Here is a 25,946-nt window from a genome sequence, read left to right as displayed (position 1 = left end):
ATATGTACGGACAAAATTATTATGCTAACAACTATTTAATATATTTTATTTTGCCGTTAGCTTTAGCCCTATATTCAAATTTTTTAATACAAAAAGCTTATAGAGAATACAGAAGAAAAAGATCTAATTTAGGAATTTCTGGATATGAAGTTGCAAATTTAATACTGAGAAATAATAATATATTTGACATTAAAGTTGTAAGAGCCAAAGGAACACTAACAGACCACTATGATTCTTCAAAAAAGATTATAGCACTTTCAGATGAAGTTTATTCTGGAAACTCAATAGCCTCAATTTCAATAGCTGCCCATGAAGCAGGTCATGCTGTTCAACTAGCCGAAGGTTATTTGCCACTGATTATTAGGCATAGGCTAGTAGGAGTAACTCAGTTTGCAACAAGTATTTCCTTTGCTTTAATACTATTAGGTTTTTTTGTTGCACCTAGTTTCGGTAGAGTTGGAATACTTGCTTATCTAATTATTTTTATTTTTCAACTAGTGACCCTACCTGTTGAATTTAATGCAAGTTCCAGGGCCTTAGACGAATTATCTAAAATAGGTGCTAACACCATTGACCTAGCAGATTCACAAAAAATGCTAAAAGCTGCAGCATTAACTTATGTTGCTGCAACTGTTAATTCTCTAGTAGAATTACTAAGACTTATAAATATATTTGGAAAAAGGAGAGATTAAGGATGCACAAATAGCATCCTTCTTTTATGAAAAATCAAAGAAGAATAGCCGTAGACTTGCTAAATAAATATAATAATGAAAATAAAAACATAGAAGACTTAATGGAAGAAATTAATTCTCTTAGTAAACAAGAATATGGTTTTATAAAGACCCTAGTTTATGGAGTTATTAGGTATGAGTTGAGACTAGATTATATTATTCAAAAACTATCAAAAATAAAATTTTCAGATCTTGATGGAGATGTTGTAAATATACTTAGAATATCACTTTATCAGCTAATTTACATGGATCATATTCCTCAAAGTGCTGTAGTTAATGAAGCAGTAAACTTAGTAAAAAATTCTGTAAATAAAAAAGCCCAAGGATTTGTAAATGGATCCTTAAGAAATTTTTTGAGAAATAAAGAAAGATATTTAAAAATAAACGAAAAAGATCTTTGGAAAAATCTATCTATAAAATATTCTATGCCGACATGGCTGGTAAAAGAAATTGCAAGCGCCTACGGAAAAACAAATTTAGAAGAAATTTTAGCAAAGTTTAATGAAGAACAGGACCTTGCAATTAGAATTAGCAAAGACCTAGATAAGACTAAAGAATCTTTAAATAGCTTAGGCTTTGATTTACTAGCTAGCCCACAAGGTAAGTATTCATTTACTGTTAAAAATCCACAGGGAATTTTTTCAACAAAAGACTACTACCAAGGAAACTTTTATGCCCAGTCCCTATCTTCTCAAGAATTAGGCTACCAATTAATAAAATTTGGACCTTATGAAAATGTCTTAGACCTTTGTGCTGCTCCTGGAGGAAAAACCTTTCACCTTATGAATTCTCAAAAGTCCCAGGGGAAATTTTTCGCTTGTGATATTTCTTTAGATAAATTAAAATTAATAGAAGACAACAAAAAAAGACTAGGTCTTGAAGAACTAAAAATAGAACAAAACGATGCTACGATTTTTAGAAAAGACTTTGTAGATGCTTTTGACTTAGTTATTGCAGATCTTCCATGTTCTGCCTTAGGACTAATGAGAAAACTTCCAGAGGTAAAATATAACAAGTCTATAGAATCTATTGATAATCTAGTAGATATTCAAAGAAAAATTTTAAATAACGCCAAAGACTATGTAAAAGTTTCTGGGCTAATTGGTCATTCGACTTGTACTTTTACAAAAAGAGAAAACGAAGACCTTATAGATGAGTTTTTAGAAAAAAATTCCAACTTTAAACTTATTTATAGGAAAAAAATTTCTCCCTTAGACTTTGATTCTGATGGATTTGCTATAAATATTTTAAAGAGGATTGATTAAAATTATTATTTTAAATAATTTATTTGAAAACGAAATAAAAAATAAAATAGCTGATTTAGGCATAAAATCCTATAGGGCAGATCAAATTTTTAGAGCCATTCATAAACAGGGCGTCATGTCCTTTGATGGTATAAATCAAGTGTCTAAAGCAGATATAGAGCTTTTAAAAAAAGAATTTACTATAAGTTCTATGGAAATTTTAAAAGATTTTCACTCTAAACAAGATGAGACAATAAAACTTCTATATCTATTAGAAGACAATAACATTATTGAAGGAGTTCTAATGAAATACAAACATGGCTACAGCCTTTGTGTTTCAACTCAAGTAGGTTGTAGAATGGGCTGCGACTTTTGTGCCTCAACTAAAAAGGGTTTAGAAAGAAATCTAGAGGCTTTTGAAATAGCTTCACAAATTTACCTAGTTGAAAAACACTTTTCAATAAATTTATCTTCAATTGTCTTAATGGGAAGTGGAGAGCCTTTTGATAATTATGACAATGTAATAAGAGCTTTAAAATTATTAAATGACAAAAAAGGAAGAAATCTAAGTTTTAGAAATATGACTGTATCAACTTGTGGAGTGGCTGATAAAATAATAGAATTTGGTAAAGACCTGCCACAAGCAAATCTGGCAGTTTCAGTCCATAGTTTTAATAATGAAATTAGAAATAAAGTAATGCCTGTAAATTATAAGTATCCTATAGAAAGGCTTTTTTCTGCTATTAGGGAATATCTTTTAATAACTAATAACAGGATATCTATAGAATACACAGTAATTCCAGGGGAAAATAATAATGACGAAGATGTGAATTTATTTAGAAAATATCTTAAAAATACAAATTATATAGTCAACTTAATTGCTTTAAATCCTATAAATGCATATAATAATAAAGAATATAAAGAAGAAGCAAAAATATTTATGGAAAAATTAAAAGCCAGTAACATTAATGTTACTCTTAGAAGAGAATTAGGTAGTGACATATCTGCCTCATGTGGTCAATTAAAGAAATCGTATCTTGAAGAAGGTGAAAGAAATGAAATTCATAGCTAAATCAGACATTGGCAAAAAAAGAGACAATAATGAAGATTATTACTTTGTTTCTGACAAAGAAAACTTTCCTCTATTTATAATTGCAGATGGAATTGGAGGACATAACTCTGGAGAAGTTGCAAGTAAAATGACTGTAGAGTCTATAAGTTCTTCATTAAAAGAAATGAGTGAATATAAGAGTTTAGAAGACTTAGAAAAAGATTTTGTAAAAGCAATTTCAGATGCCAATAGACTAGTATTTAATAAGGCAAAAGAAAACCCTGAAATGTTAAACATGGGCTCAACCTTAACAGCTCTATATAAATACGAAAATTCTGTTCTAATAGGAAATGTTGGAGATAGCAGAGCTTATTCAATTACAAATTCAGAAATTCGCCAACTAACAGAAGATGACACCTTGGTTAACAGTTTATATAAATTAGGAAAAATAACCAAGGACGAAGCTATTAATCATCCAAAGAGAAATATGATTACAAATGCAGTGGGAACTGATTTAATAATTGACATTAATTTGATTCAATATAACTATAAGCCAGGAGAATACATATTATTATGTACTGATGGTCTTTCAGATATGTTAAGAGATGAAAATATACTTTCTATTTTTTCATCATCAGATAATTTAGAAGAAATCTCAGAAACACTTCTTGAAAAAGCTTTAGAAGCTGGCGGAAGAGACAATATTACATTTATTATAATACAATTATAGGTGACTAAGATGATAGGTATTACATTAAACGATAGATATGAAATATTAGAACGCATCGGCGGCGGAGGAATGGCCAATGTTTACAAGGCCCACGACAACCGTCTTGGCAGAGATGTTGCTATAAAAATTTTAAAAGATGAATTTGCTAATGACAACGAATTTGTTGAAAATTTTAGAAGAGAATCATATTCTGCAGCAAAACTCAACCACCCTAATATAGTAGGTGTATTTGATGTTGGTATGGACCAGGTAGAAGATACAAAATATTACTATATAGTAATGGAAATTGTAAATGGCAGAACTCTTAAAGACATAATTGAAGAAAAAGGAAAACTTTCAGTTTCTGAAACAATTAATTATTCAATACAAATTTGTGAAGCTCTACTTTGTGCCCACGAAAATGGAATTATTCATAGGGATATAAAGCCACAAAATATTATTATTAACAAAGAAAACATTCCAAAGGTAACTGACTTTGGTATAGCCCAAGCACCTAATAAAAATACAAGTGTTGAAAAAGATATAATGGGCTCAGTTCATTATTTTTCTCCTGAACAAGCTAGGGGAATAAAAACTGACCAAAGATCAGACATATATTCTTTGGGAATAGTTATGTTTGAAATGATAACAGGAACTCTTCCATTTGAAGGAGACAATCCTATTAGTGTTGCTCTAAAACAAGTTCATGAACAAATAAAACTTCCGTCATCTTTAAACTCTGATGTTCCACGACTTTTAGATCAAATAGTTTTAAAAATGACTAGTAAAGACATTGAAGAAAGATACAATAATCTTAAAGAAGTGATTATTGATTTAAAGGCTTTAGAAAGTAAAAATGACCTTGAAATGTCTGACACACTAATTTTGCCTAATATTAACAGAGTAAAAGATAAAAATGTAGATCCAGAAGAACAAAGGAGAATCAGAAGGACTTCTATTGATTCAAGTTCTAATAACAAAAACGAATATCGTAGACAAAATGAAATTAAAGAAAAGAAAAAATCAGGTGGAGTTTTACCAATTATAGGTGGTATTTTACTTGCGCTAATAGTTGCAACTGCAGGATTTTTCTTCTTTATTAAGTTTTCAGTCTTAAATAAACCAACTGTAAAAAATGAAATAGTAGTTCCTATGCTTTTAGGAAAGCTTGAAGAAGATGCTAGAAAAGAAGTAGAAGGTCTAAATCTAAAATTTGAAGTAAGCGACAAGGCAATTAATCATGATTATGGACCTGGTGAAGTCATTTATCAAAGTGTTAATAGTGGAACTAAGGTTAAAGAAGGTTATACAATAAGAGTTCAGATTAACGAAGACGACTTAGGAGAAGTTGAAGTTGGTTCATATATTGGCCTAAGCCTTGACGAAGCAATAAGTAAAATTAAAGATGATGAATTATTCTACAAGGTTGAATATGAAGAAGTAGAAGATGAAGAAGATGTTGACCAAGTAATTAAACAAGATCTTGACTTAGGAGAAAAAGTAAAAGAAGGAACTACAATTATTTTAACTGTTGGTAGGGCAATGGATACAAAGACTATTACAATGCCAAATTATTTAGGACAAAATATTGATGTAGCAAGAAAATCTTTAGAAGATAAGGGACTCAATGTTAAAGTAACAAAATCATTTTCTAATAACTTTGACGATGGAGATGTTATTGGACAAAGTGTAGAAGAAGGAGATGAAGTTGAAGTCGGCTCAGAAGTCGAATTATTTGAAAATGATAGGTCTTTAGAAGATAATGATAAGGACAAGGATTCAGAAACAGAAACAGAAACTGAAGAAAAACCAGAAGAAAAAGAAGAAAACACTGAACCTGACAAAACAAAAACTCCAGAAGAAGGGGAAACTAGTGGTTCAAATGATCAATTAACATATAATGTTAGACTTATTTTACCTGAAGATAAAGAGGCTGTTAATATAGTTATTAAAAAAATAGATAATGGTCAAGAAGTACAAGTCTATAGCGGAACCCATTATTCTAGTGAAGGTACAGTTTCAATTCCAGTTCAAGGAAGCGATGACACTGTTTTCCATGTATATGTAGATGGCATATTACAAGATACACCTGAGTACTAATATGGAAATAGGGAGAATTTTAAAAGGAGTTGGTGGCTTTTATTACGTATACTATGATGGAAAAGTTTACGAATCAAAGGCCACAGCCCTTTTTAGGAAAAATAATATTAAGTTAGCTGTTGGAGACTATGTTGAATTTACTAGAAATGATGATGGGACCCTATATATAAAAGATATAAGACCGAGAAAAAATCTTTTTATAAGGCCTCCAGTTTCTAATGTAGAAGAAGTTTTACTTGTAATTTCAACAAAGGAACCTAAGTGCAATTATCAGCTTATTGACAGGATGATTTTACTAGCTAGGTATAACGGCATTGATCCCAAAATAGTTATTACAAAAACAGACTTAGATGAGGCCTTGGCAGATAAAATTAAAGCTGACTACGAAAGAGCTGGCTTTAAAGTTATAAAAACTTCAACAAAAGACCCAGAAACCATAGCTGAAATTAAAAATATTACAAGCGAAAAGACAATAATGCTTATGGGAGTTAGTGGCGTTGGCAAATCAACTTTAATTAGTGAGCTAATTGGAAAAAACCTAGAAACAGGAAATATAAGTCAAAAAACTTTAAGAGGCAAGCATACAACTAGGCATGTTGAACTAATGCACTATGGCAAAGATTCTTATATTGTAGACACGCCAGGGTTTTCTTCCTTGGCAATTGACTTTGTAGAAGATGTTTATCAGTTAGAAGACTTGTATAGAGAATTTCATAATAATTTCCATTGCAAGTTTAGAGACTGCTTACACATTAATGAACCTGGTTGCCTAGTAAAGGACAGGGTCATAAGTGGAGAAATAGAAAAATTTAGATATGAAAACTATCTTTATTTTAATAAGGAGATAAAAAACAGGAGATAACAATGAACATACTATCACCATCAATTTTGACAGCGGATTTTACAAATTTATCAAAAGATTTAGACAAGCTAGAAAGGGCTGGAGTTAATTTTTTACACCTAGATGTAATGGATGGATCTTATGTTCCAAATATTTCTTTTGGTCCAAAGATTATTTCTGATCTTAGAAAAAAATATGACTTTACCTTTGATACTCATTTAATGATTAATAGTCCAGAAAAAATGATAGAAGAATTTGCCAAAGCTGGATCTGATTATATTACAATTCACCCTGAATCTACTATTCACTTACACAGACAAATTCAACTTATTAAGTCCTTTGGGAAAAAAGCTGGAGTTTCATTAAATCCATCAACTCCACTTTCTGTTTTAGATTATATTATTGATGACTTAGATTTAATTTTAATTATGAGTGTAAATCCAGGCTTTGGTGGTCAGTCATTTATTCCAGCTATTTATAAAAAAATTCAAGAGACTAGAAAGCTAATTGGCTCTAGAGATATTATTTTAGAAGTAGATGGTGGAGTAAAAATAGATAATGTCAAAGATGTACTTGCAGCAGGAGCCAATGCAGTTGTTGTTGGATCTGGAATCTTTAACGGCAAAGATATTGAAGCCAATGCAAAAACATTTTTGGAGCTATTAAATGACTAAGGCCTTAGTTGTTGCAGGCGGAGATTTTCCAAAAAAGTTTAAAGAAAAAGACTTTGATTATGTTTTAGCTGTAGACAGAGGACTTGAATACCTACTTGCAAGTGAAATTGATGTAGACTTTATAATTGGTGATTTCGATTCAGTTACTGTCAGACAAGAAGATTTTCCCAAGAGTAAGATATTAAAATACCCGAAAGAAAAATCTATGACAGACTTAGAAATAGCAATCGAAAAATTAATAGATCTTGGAGTAGATGAAGCATTTATACTAGCAGCGACAGGATCTAGACTTGATCACAGTTTAATAAACATCTTGCTATTAAAAAAACTTTTTGCAAACGGCATAAGAGCATATATAATAAATGACAACAACATAGTTTTTATGGATCAAGGTGAAATTGAAGTAGAAAAAAATAAGTTTAAATACTTATCAATTATTCCCTTTGAGCCTTGCAAAATTTCTTTGGCAGGTTTTAAATATCAATTAGAAAATGCAGATTTAGATTTTCCAAGCACACTTACAATAAGCAATGAAATAAAAGATGACTTTGGGAAGATTAATGTCGACAAGCCTTGTTTTATTATCCAAGCAAATGATTAAAGAGTAGCTACTTATGGCTACTCTTTTTTATAATTGGACTTGTAATATAGTCTAGGTCATATGGAGTTGATGTAAGCAGGGCATATAACTTACTTGCATTTTTTTCTATTTGGAAAATTTCTTTAGTAAGTGCATTGAAAGATTCAAAGTCCTTAAACTTTTGTACATAAGGAGTTTTTAGATTTTTTAAATAGGCCATTCCTTTTTCGTTCATACCAAGGACCCTTAAATAATTTGAAGACTCTAAAGCAGAAAATATTAATTGCTTGTCTAAATGCAAGAGAGAATTTATAAGGAGCCTTCTAACTCTTGCCTTAGTAATTCTCTTGTTAGAAACTTTTTCTACTAGGTCTTCAAAATTTCTTACTTTTGGCAAAAATTCTTTGATTCTATTTTCTAATCCATTTTCATATTCAATATTAGAACTTATATCCACATCTTCAATTAAAAATAAATATTTCAAAAGCTTTAGTAAAAATTCATCATTTGTTTTTAAAAACTTATATTCATTACTTCTAAATGGAATGAAGCTTTCGATATTAATTTTATTAAAATAATCATCTCTCAATTTGCTAGCAGATGCAAAGTTATCTTTAGTAAAATTGTTGTCGTGGTCAACAGTTCTTTGAATAGTCCTTACACTGATATTCTCTTTGTAATATTCAATTGCCTTAATATATTCTAGCCCTAATATATTATTAGGCTGACTTATTATTTTGACTTCTTCATTATTTAAAACCTTACTTTGAAGATAAGATAAATTTCTTGAGACAATAAAACTATGACCTTCAGCTAAGTTATTTTTTATATGGGCATCAATTATTTTTTTGTTAGCTGAAATTTTTTTAGAAATATCCAAAAGCCTTAGGCTATTATTAACTTCGCTACCAAAATAAAGAGTATCAATTCCAACTAAAGACAAAGTTTTTAAAGCGCCTTTAGCAAAGACTTCTGCATTTTGGCAGGCAAAAACAAAGGGAAGCTCAATTACTAAGTCTATGCCGTTATCTAAGGCTAGATTTGCACGGCCCCATTTTGTTAAAACAGCCCCTTGGCCGCGTTGGACAAAAGAAGAGGAAATAACACTTATTATAGTAGGCTCATTTCCAACTTCTTCTCTAATTTTTTCTATAAAATATTTATGTCCATTGTGAAAGGGATTAAATTCTGCGATTATACCAATTGTGTTCATTTTTCACCTATTGTATTTGACTAATTTTGCTAGATATAATAATATAATATTGTATGGAAATTTTCAAATCGGAGGATGTATATGAATATTTTAGTTATTAACAGTGGATCTTCTTCATTAAAGTTCCAAGTAATAAATATGGCAAATGAAGAAATACTAGCAAAAGGTTTAGTTGAAAGAATTGGAATTGAAGGTTCTAGATTAAAATTTGAACCAGCAGACAAGGAAAAAATCGTAATCGACCAAGATATTCCTTCTCACAAAGAAGCAATAGAATTAGTTTTAAAGACTTTAGTAGATGAAAAACATGGAATACTTTCAAGTCTTGACGAAATTACAGCTATTGGTCACAGGGTACTTCATGGTGGAGAAAAATACAGTGAATCAATTGTAGTTGACGAAGATGTTAAAAAAGTTATTAGGGACTGCTTTGTTCTTGGACCTCTTCACAACCCAGCAAACTTACTTGGTATAGAAGCTTGTGAAGAATTAATGCCAGGCAAGAAAAACGTAGCTGTATTTGATACTGCCTTCCATCAAACAATGGATCCAGTAAACTATATGTATGCTCTACCTTATGAATACTACGAAAAATACAGAGTTAGAAGATACGGCTTCCACGGAACTTCTCACAAGTATGTTTCAAAAAGAGCAGCAGAAATTCTCGGAAAAGACAAGCCAAATCTAATTATTTGTCATCTAGGTAATGGTTCATCTCTTTCTGCAGTAAAAGAAGGAAAATGTATAGACACATCAATGGGCCTAACACCACTTGAAGGTCTAGTAATGGGAACTAGATGCGGAGATATTGACCCAGCAATAATTCCATTTATTGGCGAAAAAGAAAATCTAAGCTATCAAGATATAGATACAATGATGAATAAAAAATCTGGAGTTCTTGGAATTTCTGGAGTTTCATCTGACTTTAGAGACTTAGAAACAGCAGCAGAAGAAGGCAATGAAAGAGCAAGACTTGCACTAGATATGTTTGTTACAAGAGTAATTAAATACATCGGTGCCTACATGACAGAATTTGACTCTATTGATGGAATCTGTTTCACAGCAGGTGTTGGAGAAAACTCAATTGAAATGAGACAACAAATTGCAGAAGGTCTAAAGATCTTTGGTGTAAAAATTGATGAAGAAAGAAACAATGTTAGAGGAAAAGATACTATTGTTTCAGCTGATGACTCAACAATAAAACTACTTGTTGTACCAACTAATGAAGAGCTTATGATTGCTAAGGACACAGTTGAATTAACTAAATAATATTATATCTTGACAAAGCTATTGTTTAAATATATAATTAGGAAGTTATAAAAGGGGAGTTATGTATATAGATATTTTAGAATTTGTTCAAAATGAAAATGAACTCATATTTCAAAAATCAGGTTCATGTAATATAGATAACTTTGATTCACAAATTGAACTCTTAGATGAGGTTAGATACAACCTTTTGATTAGTAAGGTTGACAGTGAATTAATTCTAAACATAGACCTAGATTATAGCTATGCTTGTCCTTGTGACAGGTGCTTAACAAGGGTAGAAAATGACCAGTCTTTTTCTTATAGTGCAAAGGTAATAAATTCCTCTGACTTTAATGAAGAGGAAGAATCTGAAGATGAAGATCTTGTATTTGTAGATTCTTATAAATTAGATATATGTAACTTAGTAAGAGAACTTGTTATTCTATCTATTCCCACAAAAAACCTATGTGAAGATTCTTGCCAGGGAATATGTCCTCAATGTGGCAAAAATCTAAACGAAGGAACTTGCAATTGTAATAAAGATAATACAGATATTAGATTTTCTGTATTAAAAGATTTTAAATTTGATGAGGAGGTGTAGGAAATGGCAGTACCAAAGAGAAAAACATCAAAACAAAGAAAAAATAAGAGAAGAGCTTCATCTTATAGATTTAACAAACCTACTGTAACCTTATGTCCAAACTGCTCAGAACCAAAATTACCACATAGAGTATGTAGAGCTTGTGGATATTATGATGGAAAAGAAGTAATAAATACAGAAGCTTAATGAAATAAGTTGACGACCACCAGTGGTGGTTATCAACTTTTTTTTCTATTGATTTTTTTTATGACTTACTATAATATAATTTTGAAAGGTAGGTATATATGAAAATTATTTATGATGTACATGGAGGCGACAAGGCCCCAGTTGAAATTATAAAAGGTGCATTTCTTGCAAAAAATGAGCTTTCAATTGAACCTATTCTTTGTGGAAGAAAAGATGAGATTAGATCTGTCTTAAATGATTTAGGAGAAGATCCTTCATCTGTTGAAATATTAGAAGCAACAAGTAAAATAGAAAACGAAGAAGAGCCAGTTATGGCAATTAGAAAGAAAAAAGATTCTTCAATAGTTGTAGCTGCAAGTGCCTTGGCAAAAGGTCATGGAGATGCTTTAATTTCAGCAGGATCAACAGGAGCCTTATTAGCTGCCGGAATTTTTATTGTAAAGAGAATTGAAGGCATAGAAAGAAGTCCAATTGCTACCTTGATTCCTACAATGACAAAATCATTTTTATTATTAGATTCAGGTTCTAATTTAGAAGTTAGTCCAAAAATCCTTAACCAATATGGTCTTATGGGAAGCGTTTATGCCAAAGAAGTTTTAGGTATAGATAATCCAGAAGTTAGCCTAATGAATATAGGAACTGAAGAGGGAAAGGGCACTGATACACTAAAAGAAACCTATAAACTTTTAAAAGAAAATAAGACAATTAACTTTACTGGCAATATTGAACCAAGAGAGCTTCCTTATGGAGTTACAGATGTTGTTGTTGCAGATGGTTTAGTAGGAAATATTTTTATAAAAACTTACGAGGGAACTGCATCTATGATAAAGGACCTTATAAAAAGTCAATTAGCAGAAGAAAAGAACCCAGAAACTCTTTTAAAAGCAAAACAACTATTGGGAGCAACTTTTAATAAGTTTAACATTGACAACCTAGGTGGAGCTCCACTTTTAGGACTTTCAAAGCCAATAATTAAGGCCCATGGAATATCAGATGCTAACTCTATTTTAGGCGCTTCAAAGCAAGCCAAGTTATTTGTTGAAAGAGACGTTATAAATATTATAAAAAATAATTTTTAGGAGAAAAAAATGAAAGAAAAAGTATTAGAAGTTATTGCCGACCAATTTGGTCTTGATATTGACGAACTAAATGAAGATTTATCCTTTAAAGAAGACCTTGAAGCTGATTCTATCCAACTAATGGAGTTAGTAATGACCTTAGAAGATGAATTTGATACAGAAATAGACGAAGAAGATATTGAGTCAATTGAAACTGTTGGTGATGTAATTGAATACATCGAAAACCTATAATTTCGAAAACGAAATAGAAAAAGCAAAAATTAATATAGAAAACAAATTGGGCTATGAGTTTAAAAATGACTTGTTACTTTTACATGCCATAACTCATAGCTCTTTAAAAAATGATTGTTTGCCACTCATTGATTATGATAATGAAAAATTAGAGTTTATTGGAGATTCAGTTTTAGATCTAATTGTCTCTAATTTTTTATTATTTCAAAAAGACTTTTCTCTAGACGAAGGCTACTTGACAAAAAATAGAGCCAGGCTAGTAAACGAACATTCACTAGCTATTCTAGCGAGAAAAATTAATTTAAGTGAACATTTACTTTTTTCAAAAGCTGCTAGAAAAATAAATATTGAAGACAAGGATAGCATTTTAGCTGATTCCTTTGAAGCCTTAGTTGGTGGAATTTTCTTAGATTCAAATTACGATATAACTGAAAAAATAATAATTGAGAATTTTAGAGATGATTTTTTGCAGATTTTATCAAATGAAAATAGTGACTACAAGTCTCTTTTAAATGAGTTTATCGGGAAAAACCAATTAGAAAAAGCAGAATATCAACTTATTGAAAGTAAGGGCCCAGACCATAATAAATCCTTTATTAGTTCTGTAAAAGTATCGGGAAAAACATTGGCCAAAGGCAAGGGACCAACTATAAAAGACAGCCAGAAAGAAGCAGCAAGGTTGGCCTTAGAAATATTAGAGGCTAGAAAAAATGGCTAAGATTAATATTATTCCAATTTTTGTCCCTCACTTAGGTTGTCCAAATGACTGCGTATTTTGTAATCAAAAGAGAATAACAGGAGTAAGTAACTTTGATATAAATAATGTTTTAAAAACAATAGAAGACCACTTATCTTATTTTTCTCCTTTAAGTCCTAGAGAAATAGCCTTTTATGGCGGGTCATTTACTGCTATAGAAGAAGATTTGCAAAAAGAATTACTTTCTATAGCAAAGTCCTATAAGGACCGAGGATTAGTTGATGGAATTAGACTATCTACAAGGCCAGATTGTATAGACGACCATGTGCTTACTTATCTCAAAGGCTACGGTGTCGATACAATAGAACTAGGCATTCAAAGTACTAATGAAAAAGTTTTAAATCTTTCAAAAAGAGGCCATGACAGATCTAGTATTTTTTATGCCAGTAAATTAATAAAAGAAGCTGGTTTTAAGCTAGGTCTTCAACAAATGTTAGGTCTGCCAGGAGACTCTCAAGAATATTCAATTGAAACTTGTAAAGAAATAATTGGATTAAAGCCTGACTTTGTAAGAATTTACCCAACTTTAGTTATTAAAAATACAGAACTTGAACACATGTATTTAAACGGTACTTATAAGCCCTTAACTTTAGACGAGGCAGTAGACCTGGCTAGTAAATTAATCATGCTTTATGAAAATTCTAATATTGAAATAATAAGAGTAGGCCTACAAGCAACAGAAAATCTGAAGTTTGATAAGGATGTTGTAGCAGGTCCCTTGCATGATGCCTTTAGAGAACTTTGTGAATCAAAAAAGCTTTATATGGTATTAAAAGCAGCAAAGTTAGATATAAGAGAAAATGAAAATATAAGCCTTTATTCAAATGCCAGAAACAATGCTCTTTTAGTAGGACAAAGAGGATCAAACAAAGAAAACCTTAAAAAATTATTTAAGACAGATAAAATTAAATTTAAAGTAGATAATACTTTAGCAGACCAAATAAAAATTATTGCAGAGAAAACTTATCTTGTTGATATAAAAGAAAATATCAAAAAAATCGTTAAAGGTTGGTAGGATGTATTTAAAAAGTATTGAGCTATATGGTTTTAAATCATTTGCAGAAAGAACAAAAATTGAATTTAATGAAAATATTACCTGTATAGTAGGCCCTAATGGGTCAGGAAAAAGTAATATAACAGATGCAATCCGCTGGGTTTTAGGAGAACAAAGTACCCTGACTTTAAGAGGAAGTAAAATGTCTGATGTTATTTTTTCTGGAACAGACCATAGAAGGTCACTAGGTATGGCTGAAGTAATAATAACTTTTGACAACAACTCAAGGACCTTAGACCTTGATTATAATATTGTAGAAGTCAAGAGAAGACTATACAAAAATGGCGACAGCGAATACTATATTAACAATAGCCAATGTAGGCTAAAAGATGTTAGAGAGCTTTTTATGGACACAGGCATTGGCCGAGATGGATATTCTATAATTGGCCAAGGAAGAATTGATGCAATATTAAATTCTAGGCCTAGTGAAAGAAGGTCAATTTTCGAAGAAGCTGCTGGAATAAGCAAATTTAAATTTCAAAAACAAGATACTGAAAGAAAACTTGAAAAAACTAGAGAAAATCTTTTTAGGCTTCAAGATCTTTTGTCGGAAATAGAAAGCCAAAAGGACAATTTAAAAATAGAAGCAGCCAAGGCAGAAAAATACAATGAGCTTTACTATAAAATTTTACAAGCTGATATAAATAACCTTGCCTTAGATTTATTGGAAATTGAAAAATCGATTAAAGACCTTAACGAGAGAAAAATTAAACAAGTAGACTACAAGAATAAAATTAATAAAGACCTTGAAGACCTTAAAGATACTTATAGCAAAAATAGAGATAAAGCTGAAGAAATTGAAGAAAGAATCAACTCATTACAATTAGAAAACATCGAAAATGTAAGAAAGGAAAAAGACCTTTACAATCAAATATCTTTGGCCAAAGAAAGAAAAATAAATAAAGAAAAAGAAAACGAAGAGCTACTTTTAAGAAAAAAAATAAAAATAGAAGACTTAGGCAAATTAGACCAAGAAATAGATAGTCTCAATACAGAACTTAAGTCTATTGAAGAGAAAATAAAAACCTTAGAAAAAAAAGAAAGTGACTTTATAATAAATCTTGAATCTAGGTCTGATAATAGTATAGAAAAAAACAAACTATTAGAAGAAATTATTAAAAAAATTACAAGTCTAAACGAAAATATATCGCAAGGCACAATTAGAATAGACACACTGAGCAATTTAAATACTGAAAGATTAGCCAATAAAGAAAAAATAAAAGACAGCTTTACAAAGTCAGATGCTGATAGGTTATTATTAAAAAAATCTATTGAAAGTATAAATAATAAGATATTAGACCTAAAAAATTCTTTTACAGCTAACAATAATAGTCTTAATGAAAGTCGCAAAAAAAAGCAAGATCTTAATAAGTCTATAGAAGATAAAAGAAGTGCTTATACTAAATTACAAGGATTAATTAACAATCAAGAATTAAGATTAAATACTCTAAAGAATATGGAAGAAAATTATGAAGGCTATAATAAATCAATTAGAGATTTTTTTAGATTTATAAAGAAGAGAAATCTGGAAATAGATGGCCTTCATGATACAGTTGCCAACCTAATTAGTGTCCCAAAAGAATACGAAAAAGCTATATCCACAGCCCTAGGTGGAGCATCTCAAAATTTACTTGTAAATAAATACGACCAAGCGCAAGCTATAATAGAAATACTCAGAAAAAATAATTTAGGTAGAATAACTTTTCTTCCTATGGATACAGTTAAATCCTATAAGAAAAACTTTAAGGCTAGTCCAGACCTATATATAGACTTGGCTTCAAATTTAGTTTCTTATGACCCTCTTTATGATGAGATAATAAGATTTTTACTTGAAAATGTTATCGTTGTAAAAGATCTTTCTTATGCCAAGAAAATTTATTCTTCAGGAACAACTAATATGAAAATTGTTACCCTGGAAGGAGACGTATTAAATCCAGGAGGTTCTGTTTCAGGTGGGTCCAATAACTGGACTGGAAATATCTTTAATAGGAAAAATGAATTAGACCAAATAAAAAGTGATTTAGAAGCCAATAAAAAGAATCTACTGACCTTAGATAGAGAAGGCAAGACCTTATTAGAAGATTTAACAAGGCAAGATGAAGAAATAAAAGATTTAAGCTTAGAAAACTCTAGCTTAGAAAGTCAGTTAAAAGCTTTTGAAAAAGAATATTTTGAAAGTCAGTTAAAGTTAGACAGCTATGATAATAATATTTCAGATATAAATGCAAGCTTAGAAAATCTAGACCAGTTAATTAGTCAAAGCCAAGATGAAATAGAAAGGCTTATAGAAAGTAAAAAGTCTAATGAAGAAGACCTAATAAGTTTAGCTGCAGATAAAGACAAGATATTAAAAGAACTTGAAGGCTTGGACCAAGAAAAGACAAATATTATAGATGAAAAAAATAAATTAAACATTAGTCTTAACAATATTAGAAACGAAAAAATGTTTACTAATAAAAACTTCCAAAGGCTTCTTATGGAAAAGGATAAGTTAGAAGAAGATATAAAATTAGCTGCAGAGACTAATGAAGAGAATTTAAAAATTTTATCTACTCTAGCAAGTGATATAAAAAATTGGGAAGAAGAATTAGAAGAAATTTCTACAATCAATGGATCTTTTACTGAAAACTTCAAAGCTTTAAATGATCAAAGAAAAAATCAAAATGAACTTCTAGATAGAGACTTAAAAAAGATTAATGACAACAAGGAAACAATTTTAGAATTGGAAAAAGAAATTTATGTTATTGATAATAACCTAGAGAATTCTTTTGAGAAAAAATCATATATAGCTGACTATATAGGCGAAAACTATAATTTATCTTTCTTTGAATTTTCTCTTGATGAAGTTTATATAGAAAAAATTATGTCAAAGTCTGCTGTTAAAAAATTAAAACAGGATCTTTCAGCTCTTGGAGATATAAACTTAGGAGCAATTAAGTCCTACAGGGAAGTAAAAGAAAGATTTGATTTTACAAAAAAACAATACGAAGATCTAGTAAATAGTGAAGAGAAACTAAAAAAACTTTTAAGAGACATAGAAAGAACTATGGAAGAAAAGTTTAGTCAATCTTTTAAAGAAATAAACAAGAACTTTAACAGGATATTTAATTATTTATTTGAAGGGGGAAGCTCAAACTTAATCTTAGTTGATGATGACAACCCTATTGAAGCAGGAGTAGATATAGAGGCTCAACTACCAGGGAAGAAAAAGCAGCTTTTGTCTGCTATGTCTGGTGGAGAAAGGTCACTTACAACTGTAGCCTTGCTTTTTGCTCTCTTAGAAACTAGGCCAGCTCCTTTTTGTCTCTTAGACGAAGTTGATGCAGCCTTAGACGATGCAAACATTAAAAGATTTCTATCCTATTTAAAAAATCTAAACAACATACAATTTGCTATAGTTACTCACAGGAAGACAACTATGGCAGCTGCAGATTATATTTATGGGGTAACAATGGAAGAAACTGGGGTAAGTAAAGTAATATCCTTAAAATTCAATGGAGGTAAGTAGATGTTTAAATGGTTTAAAGATAAATTTGATAAAAAAGATGAAAATGATATTGAAGTAAAGGAAGAAGGTTTAGAGACTGAAGAAAGTTCTTCTAATTTAGACAATGACCTTGAAGAAATAAAGGACGACTTAGAAGAGACAAAAGAAAATCTAGAAGAAAAGCTCGAAGATACTAAGGATAATCTAGAGAAAAATCTTGAAGAAGCTAAAGAGAATTTAGAAGAAAAGGCTAAAGAAGTTAAAAAAAATGTAGAAGAAGACCTAAAAGAAGGAAGTGAAGATACTTCAAACTCACTTACTTTAAATGAAAAAGATTCTTCACTAGTTGACGAAGAATTAGAGGAAGAAAACAAAGAAGAAAATAAAAAGCAAGGCTTTTTTCAAAAAATGTTTTCTGGCCTAACAAAAACTAGGGATAATTTTACAGATAAGATTAACCAAGTTTTAGGAAATTATCTTACTATAGATGACGATCTTTATGAAGATCTAGAAGATATTTTAATTACAGCAGATGTTGGTGTAGATACAACTCTTAAACTAATTGATAATTTAAGAGAGACAATAAAGAAAGAAAAAATTACAGACCCATCTCTAGTACTAGGCCTACTTGGAGAGGAGGCTAAAAAGTTAATTGACCTTAATGAAAACAATAAAAGCTTTAATCCAAACATAAGCCCAACAATTATCTTAGTTGTTGGTGTAAATGGAGTCGGTAAGACAACAACAGTTGGTAAACTAGCAGCAAAATATAAGGCTGAAGGAAAAAAAGTTCTTTTGGTAGCAGCTGATACTTTTAGGGCGGCAGCAACAGAACAACTCCAAGAATGGGCAAGAAGAACTGGAGTTGATATTGTCCACCATGCAGAAGGTTCAGATCCAGCAGCAGTTGTTTATGACGCTATTCAAGCAGCTAAGGCTAGAAACTCAGATATAATCCTATGCGATACAGCTGGCAGACTTCACAACAAGGCTAATTTGATGAATGAGCTTGAGAAAATTTATAGAATTATAGATAAGAACTTCCCAGAAGCTAACAAGGAATCTCTAATAGTTTTAGATGCAACAACAGGACAAAATGCCTTGTTACAAGCCAAACAATTTAAAGAAGTTGCAAAAGTTTCTGGTATAGTTATTACAAAACTTGATGGTACAGCCAAGGGAGGAATAATCCTTCCACTAATTAATGAGCTAAAGGTTCCAGTTACCTATATTGGAGTTGGAGAACAAGTAGATGACCTTCAAGACTTTGATAGCGACAAGTTTATAGATTCAATTTTTGTAAAATAAATATATACAAACAAAAAAGTGTTGATGAAATGATAGGAATCTAAAATTCATCAACACTTTTTCTATTCTTAAAACTAAAAATTTATTTATTTCTCTTCTGCTAGATAGCCCTTTTTGTAGGCTTCAAGCAAATCATTTAAATCATTTATCCTATCTCTCAAAGCTCTACCAAGATCAGTTTCATTTACTCGTCTTCTATTTTCATACTTGAGAACAAAGTGCGTTTCACTAGTTATATCAAAGTTATTTTCTACAACCTCATCAACGCCTTTTAAGGGTTCATGAGTAGCTAAAACCAAACCATAAGAATTTGAAATTAAAGTATAACCAGCAATTCCTGTTGTTTTCTGATAGGCTTCTGAAAAACCACCATCAATTGCTAATAATTTTCCATTTGCCTTAACAGGATTTTCGCCATGAGTTGCCTTGACAGGTACGTGACCGTTAATAATTTTTCCAATTTGGTTAGTTACACCAAACTCTTTTAAAATATTATCAATTACTTTTTCATCATCTCTAAAATAATAATATGGATTTTTAGGTTCCTTGTGAGTTTCTTTATCCTTTATAAAATATCTTTCAAAGGTTGTCATTTTTGTCTTACCAAAAAGAGGAGAATCTTCACCGCACCACAAGTACCACAAAATATCATTGTAGTATTCTCTATTTTCATTGGTATAAAATGCTTTTTTAACAGTATCATTTAAAAGGTCTAATAATTCTTTACCCTTAAGCCATGTTCCCATAAAATCAGTTACAGTAAAAGATCCATCTTCATTTAGCGGTATACATCCGTGGAAGAGTAAGTTGTCATTATAGATAGAATAAATATTTCCTTTTTCAACTAAAAACTTCATGTGCTCTTTCATTTTAGCTGAATTTTTAAAGGAGTCTACTAACTTATCAACTATAGCTCTTTCTTCTTTAGTATAATCTGTCCCGTTAGCAAGAGTAGGGAAGTAAGAATCTTCCATTGGATATTCCTTTCCATAAGCTTTAACTTTTGTAAAATCTTTGTTCATAGAGTAAATTAAATCTCTGTGGGCCATTTTAAATTCAGGTCTTCTTTTTATAATTTTAGATTCAGCCTTAAATTGGATGACAGTTATTGCCTTATGGACCTTGGCTAGCATATCTCTTTCAGATTCTAAATGGTCGCCCTTTGGAATAAACTTAGTACATGGATCATCCTTGTATTCATCTAAGGCAAACCTAACTAGGGGAAGTAAATTAATGCCATAGCCATCTTCAAGGGTTGAAAGATTATTATATCTAACAGCAATCCTAATTGCATTGGCTATTAGGGCTTCACAACCAGTAAAGGCACCATACCAAACAATATCGTGATTGCCTAATTGAATATCTGCATCATGGTGATTAATTAAAAAGTCCATAACTTTTTCTGCATTTTCTCCTCTGTCATAAACGTCTCCCAGAATATGCAAATGTTCAACTGCAAATCTTTTTATTAACTTAGAAAGTTCAATTATATAAACTTCATAGGCTTCCATATTTATTATTTCAGAAAAAATCTTCTTGTAGTACAAGTCCTTGTGACGATTTTCTGGACTTTCAAAAATTAATTCTTGTAGAATATAGGAAATATCTTTAGGAAAGGCTTCTTTAACTTTTTCAGTATTGTACTTTGAACCAACTCTTCTAGTTAGTTCAATAAGTCTTTTCAAAGTGCTTTCTAGCCACTCTTTATTTACCTTACCCTGATTTTCAAGATAATAAAGTTTCTCTTTTGGATAATAAATTAAAGTTGCAAGCTCTTTTTTTTCTTCTTCACTCATCTCATCATCAAAAAGCTCAATAATATAATTCTTAATTACACCAGACGCATTATTTATTACATGATAAAAGGCATCAAATTCTCCATGAATATCTGATAAAAAGTGTTCAGTTGCCTTAGGAAGATACAAGACACTTTGCAAGTCAATAATCTTTGACTGAACTGCATTAATATTTTTATAGGACTTTGCCAACAAGTTTAAATATTTAAGTTTTTCAACAGAAAAAGGACATTTTTCCAATATAATCACCTCAGTGTAATTATACCACATTAAAAAGATAATATTTTATAGTAAGAAACTAATAAATGTGATATATTATAACTATTATGGAGGTAGAATTATGGAATTAAAAAATTCAATTAGAAGTATTAAGGACTATCCTGTTAAAGGAGTTATATTTAGAGATATTACCACCTTACTTAGGGAAAAAGATGCTTTTCAAGAAGCTATTGATAGCTTAGCTGAACTTGCAAAAAAATATAAACCAGACCAAGTAGTTGGCGTTGAAGCTAGAGGCTTTATTATTGGAGCGGCTCTAGCATATAAATTAGGCTGTGGCTTTGTTCCAGTTAGAAAACCTGGAAAGCTTCCTTATGATAAAATTAGCGAGTCATACGGTCTTGAATATGGAGAAGACGTCATAGAAGTTCACGTTGATGCAATAAAAAAAGGTGAAAAAGTTTTAATTGTAGATGACCTTTTAGCAACAGGTGGAACTAGTAGGGCAACAGCTAATCTAGTAGAAAAACTAGGTGGAGAAGTATTAGCATTTTTATTTATGATTGAACTTTTAGATTTAAAAGGAAGAAAACTTTTAGAAGGCTATGAAGTTGAATCCCTATTAAAATACGAATAATGACCACTGATTTTTTACAAAGAAGTAAGCTATTATTAGGTGAAGAAAATATAGAAAAATTACAAGCTTCTAAGGTTATTGTTTTTGGCTTAGGAGGAGTTGGTGGCGGAGTAGTCGAAGCTCTAGCACGATCTGGAATTGGAAAAATTACCTTAGTCGACTATGACAAAATCGATGTAACTAACTTAAATAGACAGTTAATTGCTACAGTTGATAATATCGGTTTATATAAGGTCGATGAGTGGGAAAAAAGGATCTTATCCATTAATCCATCTTGTCAAATAGAAAAATTTAATGATAGACTGTCTTTTGAAAACATAGAAAAATTTTCTTTAGCTGACTATGACTATGTAATTGATGCAATAGACGACATTAATGGAAAAGTTGCCCTTATAAATTATTGTAAGGATAGAAATATAAATATAATAGCATCGATGGGAGCAGGAAAAAGATTAGATCCAACGAAAATAAAGATTTCAGATATTTATAAAACTTCTGTTTGTCCCTTGGCCAGAAAAATGAGAAAGGAGCTTAGAGACCTTAGTATAAAAAATTTAAAAGTTGTTTATTCAGATGAAAAACCAATAGATGGAAACTTTGAACAAATGCCAAGTATTTCCTTTGTTCCAATAACTTGTGGAATGGCTATTTCAAGCGAAGTTATAAGAGATTTAATTGAGTTAAAAAAAGTCAAGTAAAAAGCTTGACTTTTTTATTTGGACCTATTATAATTGACTTCGTCAAGTAAAAAACTTGATGGTCGTAAAGTTAACAAGGAGTATAAATTTGATTGAAGATATTATTAGATTAAATTCTCTTTATGATTATTACGGAAAACTTCTAACTGATAACCAAAAACAATCCTTCTACTATTATTATAGAATGGATTACTCACTTTCAGAAATAGCTGAATTAATTGGTATCAGTAAGCAAGGTGTTTCTGATAATTTAAAGAGAGCTACTAAAGAATTAGAATTCTATGAAGAAAACTTAAAGCTAGCAAAAAAATCCACAAGTATTAAAGGCTTTCTGAATCAGATAGAATCTATAACTTCTAGAGAAGACAATCAAGAAAATATAGAAATATCAAATTTAGTAAAAAAAATAGAAAAGGAGTTGGAAGACTAATGTTTGAAAACTTATCTGACAGACTTCAAAACGCCCTTTCAAAGTTAACAGGCAAGGGAAAACTTACAGAAGACAACGTAAATGAAGCGATGCGTGAAGTAAAACTTGCCTTACTAGAAGCTGATGTTAACTATAAGGTTGTTAAGGATTTTGTAAAAAAAATAAAAGCAAGAGCTATTGGCTCTGAAGTAATGGAAAGCTTAACTCCTGGACAACAAGTTATTAAAATTGTAAATGAAGAACTTACTCAAATGATGGGAGGTCAGGCTGAAAAATTAGATTTTTCAGGAAAGTCTCCAGCGGTAATATTAATGAGTGGTCTTCAAGGTGCAGGTAAAACCACAACAACTGGAAAATTGGCCCTAAAAATTAAGGGAATGAATAGAAGACCCTTATTAGTAGCAGCTGACGTTTATAGACCAGCGGCAATTAAGCAATTAGAAACTGTAGGTAAGCAAGTAGATGTTCCTGTATTTACAATGGGAGATAAAATAAGTCCTGTTGATATTGCCAAGGCATCAATTGAATATGCCAAGAAAAATGGCTTTGATACAGTAATAATTGACACTGCAGGTAGGCTCCACATAGACGACTCTATGATGGAGGAAATTAAAAGCATTAAAGAAGCTACTAACCCTAATGAAATACTATTAGTAGTAGATGCTATGACTGGCCAAGACGCTGTTAATGTGGCTAAAAGTTTTAATGAAAACTTAGAAATAACTGGAGTCGTCATAACTAAATTAGACGGTGATGCTAGAGGTGGAGCAGCTCTTTCAATTAGAGGAGTTGTAGACAAACCAATAAAATATGTAGGTCTAGGTGAAAAGCTTACAGATTTAGAAGTATTCCATCCAGATAGAATGGCGTCGAGAATTTTAGGCATGGGAGATGTTCTAAGTCTAATAGAAAAAGCTGAATCAGCAATTAATGAAGAAAGCGCAAGAGAATTAGAAAAAAAACTAAGAGACCAAAGTTTTACCCTTGATGATTATTTAGACCAACTACAACAAGTTAGAAACATGGGTCCACTAGAAGATATAATTTCTATGATACCTGGAATGAATAAGTCGGCCTTAAAAGGCGTAAATGTAGACGAAAAAGAATTCGACAGGATCGAAGCGATAATAAAGTCTATGACAAGAGAAGAAAGAGAAAAACCAGAAATTGTAGACAAGTCTAGAAGAGAAAGAATCGCAAAAGGTAGCGGTACAAACTTGACAGATGTAAATAAACTGCTTAAACAATTTAAAGAATTAAAGAAGATGATGAAGCAGTTTGGAAATTTAAGTAAATCTATGAAAAAAGGGAAAATGAGATTTCCTTTTTCAATATAATTTGGAGGTGCAAGATGGCAGTTAAAATAAGATTAAGAAGAATGGGAAGCAAAAAAAATCCTTTCTACAGAATAGTTGTAGCTGATTCAAGAGCTCCTAGAGATGGAAAGTTCATTGAAGAAATTGGAATTTACAATCCACTAACTGAACCAATTACATTTAAGGTTGACAATGAAAAAGCTAACGACTGGATTTCAAAAGGTGCTAAACCAACTGATACAGTTAACAGATTATTTAACAACCATGGTGTTTATTCTTCTACTGAAGAAGTTAAACCAGAAGTTGAAACAACTGAAGAAACAGAAGCTTAATTGATGTGATTTAGATGAAGGATTTAGTAGAATATATTGCAAAATCAATAGTTACTAAGCCTGAAGAGGTTAGAGTTTTAGAAAACAAAATAAGTGACTATGAAATACAATTAGAACTGTATGTAGCAGAAGAAGACCTAGGAAGAGTCATAGGCAAAAGAGGAAAGGTTGCAAAGAATATAAGAAATATTCTAAGAGCTATTTCCATTAAGGAAAGTGTTAATTATAATTTAAAAATAATGGAAACAGATTAATGTTTACTTTAGTTGGAATTGTAACAAACACTCATGGGATTAAAGGTGGACTTAAAGTTTATCCTTATACCTATGACATAAATAGATTTAGGGAATACAAAGAAGTTTATATTGGTGAAGACAAAGAAGCTGTTCATATAGAAAATGTATCGACTTATAAGAACTTAGTAATATTAACCTTTAAAGAGTTTGATAATATAAACCAGGTCTTAAAGTATAAAGATGCTGAAATTTATATAAAGGATGAAGATAGAAAAATCCTAGAAGATGATAAATACTATATAGCTGATTTAATAGGCTGTAAGGTTTATGACGAAGATGGAATTTACTATGGAGATCTAACTGAAGTTTATTCTGGTATAGCCAATGATGTTTATCATGTAGAAGGCCCAGAAAAAAGCGGAGATATTCCAGCAGTAAAAGATATAATTTTAGATATTGATACAGCTAATAAAAAGATTATAATCAAAGCAATAAAAGGGCTGTTTGAATGAGAATAGATGTACTAACACTCTTTCCTGAATTTGTAGATTCTATTAAAGAATATAGCATAATAAAAAGGGCTATTGATGAAGAAAAATTTACTCTTAATACTATAAATATTAGAGATTTTTCTAAAAATAAGCACAAAAAAGTAGATGACTACTCTTATGGTGGAGGACCAGGCATGGTTATGACCCCTCAACCACTTGCAGATTGTATTGAATCTGTAAAGACAGAAAACTCTTTTTTAGTTTATCTTAGTCCTAGAGGGAAAAAACTTACAGCAAAAACATCCAAAAGTCTTGCAAGTTATGAACATTTAATCTTACTTTGTGGCCATTATGAAGGCATAGACCAAAGAATTATTGATCTCTATGTAGACCAAGAAATCTCAATAGGAGACTATGTCCTTACAGGTGGAGAACTTGCAGCTATGGTTCTTATAGACTCTGTATCAAGAATGATTCCTGGAGTTTTAGGAAATAAAGAGTCAGCAGATATTGAAAGCTTTGAAGATAACTTATTAGAATATGACCAATATACTAGGCCAGAAGACTTTAGGGGAATGAAAGTACCAAGTGTATTATTATCTGGCAATCATAAAAAAATTGAAGAATATAGAAAAGAGTCTTCTTTTCAGAGGACCTTAGAAAATAGACCAGATCTATTAAAAAACAAAAAATAAAT

Annotated in this window: 27 protein-coding genes; 25 read left to right on the top strand and 2 right to left on the bottom strand. The window is 30.8% G+C overall.

The genetic code is table 11. The features are described from left to right. Nucleotides 1–2: 2 nt before the first annotated feature. Genes BN2667_RS04515 through BN2667_RS04480 form a run of 8 tightly spaced genes read left to right on the top strand, consistent with a single transcriptional unit; the run spans nucleotide 3 to nucleotide 7,951 of the window. On the top strand, nucleotides 3–692 hold the full coding sequence (locus BN2667_RS04515; protein WP_054252121.1) for a zinc metallopeptidase: 690 nt from the start codon (nucleotides 3–5) through the stop codon (nucleotides 690–692). Nucleotides 693–718: 26 nt separating this feature from the next. Continuing rightward, nucleotides 719–1,996, top strand: coding sequence for a 16S rRNA (cytosine(967)-C(5))-methyltransferase RsmB (gene rsmB, locus BN2667_RS04510; RefSeq protein ID WP_054252120.1), 1,278 nt, complete (start codon nucleotides 719–721; stop codon nucleotides 1,994–1,996). Then, on the top strand, nucleotides 1,989–3,047 hold the full coding sequence (gene rlmN, locus BN2667_RS04505; RefSeq protein ID WP_202903556.1) for a dual-specificity RNA methyltransferase RlmN: 1,059 nt from the start codon (nucleotides 1,989–1,991) through the stop codon (nucleotides 3,045–3,047). Before rsmB ends, rlmN begins: the two co-directional genes overlap by 8 nt. Next, nucleotides 3,031–3,756, top strand: coding sequence for a Stp1/IreP family PP2C-type Ser/Thr phosphatase (locus BN2667_RS04500; protein WP_054252119.1), 726 nt, complete (start codon nucleotides 3,031–3,033; stop codon nucleotides 3,754–3,756). Before rlmN ends, BN2667_RS04500 begins: the two co-directional genes overlap by 17 nt. A gap of 9 nt (nucleotides 3,757–3,765) precedes the next feature. Continuing rightward, nucleotides 3,766–5,835 (top strand): Stk1 family PASTA domain-containing Ser/Thr kinase, encoded by a 2,070-nt coding sequence (gene pknB / locus BN2667_RS04495; protein WP_054252118.1) that lies wholly within the window; start codon nucleotides 3,766–3,768, stop codon nucleotides 5,833–5,835. A 1-nt stretch (nucleotide 5,836) separates the two neighbouring features. Continuing rightward, on the top strand, nucleotides 5,837–6,697 hold the full coding sequence (gene rsgA, locus BN2667_RS04490) for a ribosome small subunit-dependent GTPase A (RefSeq protein ID WP_054252117.1): 861 nt from the start codon (nucleotides 5,837–5,839) through the stop codon (nucleotides 6,695–6,697). 2 nt (nucleotides 6,698–6,699) lie between these two features. Next, complete coding sequence (rpe, locus tag BN2667_RS04485; RefSeq protein WP_202903555.1) at nucleotides 6,700–7,350, top strand: ribulose-phosphate 3-epimerase; 651 nt, start codon at nucleotides 6,700–6,702, stop codon at nucleotides 7,348–7,350. Next, nucleotides 7,343–7,951: a thiamine diphosphokinase gene (locus tag BN2667_RS04480; RefSeq protein ID WP_054252116.1), complete on the top strand. Its 609-nt coding sequence runs from the start codon at nucleotides 7,343–7,345 to the stop codon at nucleotides 7,949–7,951. The genes rpe and BN2667_RS04480 overlap by 8 nt, the downstream gene beginning before the upstream one ends. Nucleotides 7,952–7,958: 7 nt before the next feature. On the opposite strand, the gene BN2667_RS04475 is transcribed toward BN2667_RS04480, so the two are convergent. Next, nucleotides 7,959–9,143, bottom strand: a complete 1,185-nt coding sequence (locus BN2667_RS04475) for a nucleotidyltransferase family protein (RefSeq protein WP_054252115.1) — start codon at nucleotides 9,141–9,143, stop codon at nucleotides 7,959–7,961. A gap of 81 nt (nucleotides 9,144–9,224) precedes the next feature. Here BN2667_RS04475 and BN2667_RS04470 point away from each other — a divergent pair, with 81 nt between their 5' ends. The 9 genes from BN2667_RS04470 (at nucleotide 9,225) to ftsY (ending at nucleotide 19,094) form a co-directional block, all read left to right on the top strand. Then, nucleotides 9,225–10,412, top strand: a complete 1,188-nt coding sequence (locus BN2667_RS04470) for an acetate/propionate family kinase (RefSeq protein WP_054252114.1) — start codon at nucleotides 9,225–9,227, stop codon at nucleotides 10,410–10,412. Between the two features lie 61 nt (nucleotides 10,413–10,473). Beyond that, entirely contained in the window at nucleotides 10,474–10,992 is a 519-nt protein-coding gene (locus tag BN2667_RS04465) for a YceD family protein (protein ID WP_054252113.1), read from the top strand. A gap of 3 nt (nucleotides 10,993–10,995) precedes the next feature. Beyond that, complete coding sequence (gene rpmF, locus BN2667_RS04460) at nucleotides 10,996–11,178, top strand: 50S ribosomal protein L32 (RefSeq protein ID WP_054252112.1); 183 nt, start codon at nucleotides 10,996–10,998, stop codon at nucleotides 11,176–11,178. Nucleotides 11,179–11,276: 98 nt separating this feature from the next. Continuing rightward, nucleotides 11,277–12,257 (top strand): phosphate acyltransferase PlsX, encoded by a 981-nt coding sequence (gene plsX, locus BN2667_RS04455; RefSeq protein WP_054252111.1) that lies wholly within the window; start codon nucleotides 11,277–11,279, stop codon nucleotides 12,255–12,257. Nucleotides 12,258–12,266: 9 nt separating this feature from the next. Continuing rightward, nucleotides 12,267–12,488 (top strand): acyl carrier protein, encoded by a 222-nt coding sequence (gene acpP / locus BN2667_RS04450; protein ID WP_054252110.1) that lies wholly within the window; start codon nucleotides 12,267–12,269, stop codon nucleotides 12,486–12,488. Continuing rightward, complete coding sequence (rnc, locus tag BN2667_RS04445) at nucleotides 12,466–13,206, top strand: ribonuclease III (RefSeq protein ID WP_054252109.1); 741 nt, start codon at nucleotides 12,466–12,468, stop codon at nucleotides 13,204–13,206. Before acpP ends, rnc begins: the two co-directional genes overlap by 23 nt. Further along, nucleotides 13,199–14,260, top strand: a complete 1,062-nt coding sequence (locus tag BN2667_RS04440) for an elongator complex protein 3 (RefSeq protein ID WP_054252108.1) — start codon at nucleotides 13,199–13,201, stop codon at nucleotides 14,258–14,260. Before rnc ends, BN2667_RS04440 begins: the two co-directional genes overlap by 8 nt. 1 nt (nucleotide 14,261) lies before the next feature. Continuing rightward, a complete protein-coding gene (gene smc, locus BN2667_RS04435; RefSeq protein WP_054252107.1) occupies nucleotides 14,262–17,807 on the top strand; it encodes a chromosome segregation protein SMC in 3,546 nt (1,181 codons plus the stop codon). A 387-nt stretch (nucleotides 17,808–18,194) separates the two neighbouring features. Further along, entirely contained in the window at nucleotides 18,195–19,094 is a 900-nt protein-coding gene (gene ftsY, locus BN2667_RS04430) for a signal recognition particle-docking protein FtsY (RefSeq protein WP_341436210.1), read from the top strand. Nucleotides 19,095–19,180: 86 nt separating this feature from the next. Here ftsY and BN2667_RS04425 read toward each other — a convergent pair whose 3' ends face one another. Next, nucleotides 19,181–21,139: a fructose-1,6-bisphosphatase gene (locus tag BN2667_RS04425; protein ID WP_461786641.1), complete on the bottom strand. Its 1,959-nt coding sequence runs from the start codon at nucleotides 21,137–21,139 to the stop codon at nucleotides 19,181–19,183. 91 nt (nucleotides 21,140–21,230) lie between these two features. On the opposite strand from BN2667_RS04425, the gene BN2667_RS04420 reads away from it, so the two are divergent. From BN2667_RS04420 to trmD, 8 genes are all read left to right on the top strand, one after another. Next, nucleotides 21,231–21,746, top strand: coding sequence for an adenine phosphoribosyltransferase (locus tag BN2667_RS04420; RefSeq protein WP_054252105.1), 516 nt, complete (start codon nucleotides 21,231–21,233; stop codon nucleotides 21,744–21,746). Next, nucleotides 21,746–22,444 (top strand): tRNA threonylcarbamoyladenosine dehydratase, encoded by a 699-nt coding sequence (locus BN2667_RS04415; RefSeq protein ID WP_054252104.1) that lies wholly within the window; start codon nucleotides 21,746–21,748, stop codon nucleotides 22,442–22,444. Before BN2667_RS04420 ends, BN2667_RS04415 begins: the two co-directional genes overlap by 1 nt. Before the next feature lie 88 nt (nucleotides 22,445–22,532). Then, complete coding sequence (ylxM, locus tag BN2667_RS04410) at nucleotides 22,533–22,874, top strand: YlxM family DNA-binding protein (protein WP_054252103.1); 342 nt, start codon at nucleotides 22,533–22,535, stop codon at nucleotides 22,872–22,874. Further along, a complete protein-coding gene (ffh, locus tag BN2667_RS04405) occupies nucleotides 22,874–24,211 on the top strand; it encodes a signal recognition particle protein (RefSeq protein ID WP_054252102.1) in 1,338 nt (445 codons plus the stop codon). The genes ylxM and ffh overlap by 1 nt, the downstream gene beginning before the upstream one ends. Before the next feature lie 14 nt (nucleotides 24,212–24,225). Then, on the top strand, nucleotides 24,226–24,522 hold the full coding sequence (rpsP, locus tag BN2667_RS04400; protein ID WP_054252101.1) for a 30S ribosomal protein S16: 297 nt from the start codon (nucleotides 24,226–24,228) through the stop codon (nucleotides 24,520–24,522). 14 nt (nucleotides 24,523–24,536) lie between these two features. Then, the gene (locus tag BN2667_RS04395; protein ID WP_054252100.1) at nucleotides 24,537–24,776 is read left to right on the top strand and encodes a KH domain-containing protein; all 240 of its coding nucleotides are present in this window, start codon (nucleotides 24,537–24,539) and stop codon (nucleotides 24,774–24,776) included. Continuing rightward, on the top strand, nucleotides 24,776–25,270 hold the full coding sequence (rimM, locus tag BN2667_RS04390; RefSeq protein WP_054252099.1) for a ribosome maturation factor RimM: 495 nt from the start codon (nucleotides 24,776–24,778) through the stop codon (nucleotides 25,268–25,270). Before BN2667_RS04395 ends, rimM begins: the two co-directional genes overlap by 1 nt. After that, nucleotides 25,267–25,944, top strand: coding sequence for a tRNA (guanosine(37)-N1)-methyltransferase TrmD (gene trmD / locus BN2667_RS04385; RefSeq protein WP_054252098.1), 678 nt, complete (start codon nucleotides 25,267–25,269; stop codon nucleotides 25,942–25,944). The genes rimM and trmD overlap by 4 nt, the downstream gene beginning before the upstream one ends. The last annotated feature ends 2 nt before the right edge of the window (nucleotides 25,945–25,946 follow it).

Origin of the sequence: Neofamilia massiliensis (genome assembly GCF_001299475.1) — a bacterium.
Lineage (GTDB): Bacteria > Bacillota > Clostridia > Tissierellales > Peptoniphilaceae > Neofamilia > Neofamilia massiliensis.
The sequence above is the reverse complement of the archived record's forward strand: the minus strand, read 5'-3'. Positions and strand labels throughout refer to the sequence as shown.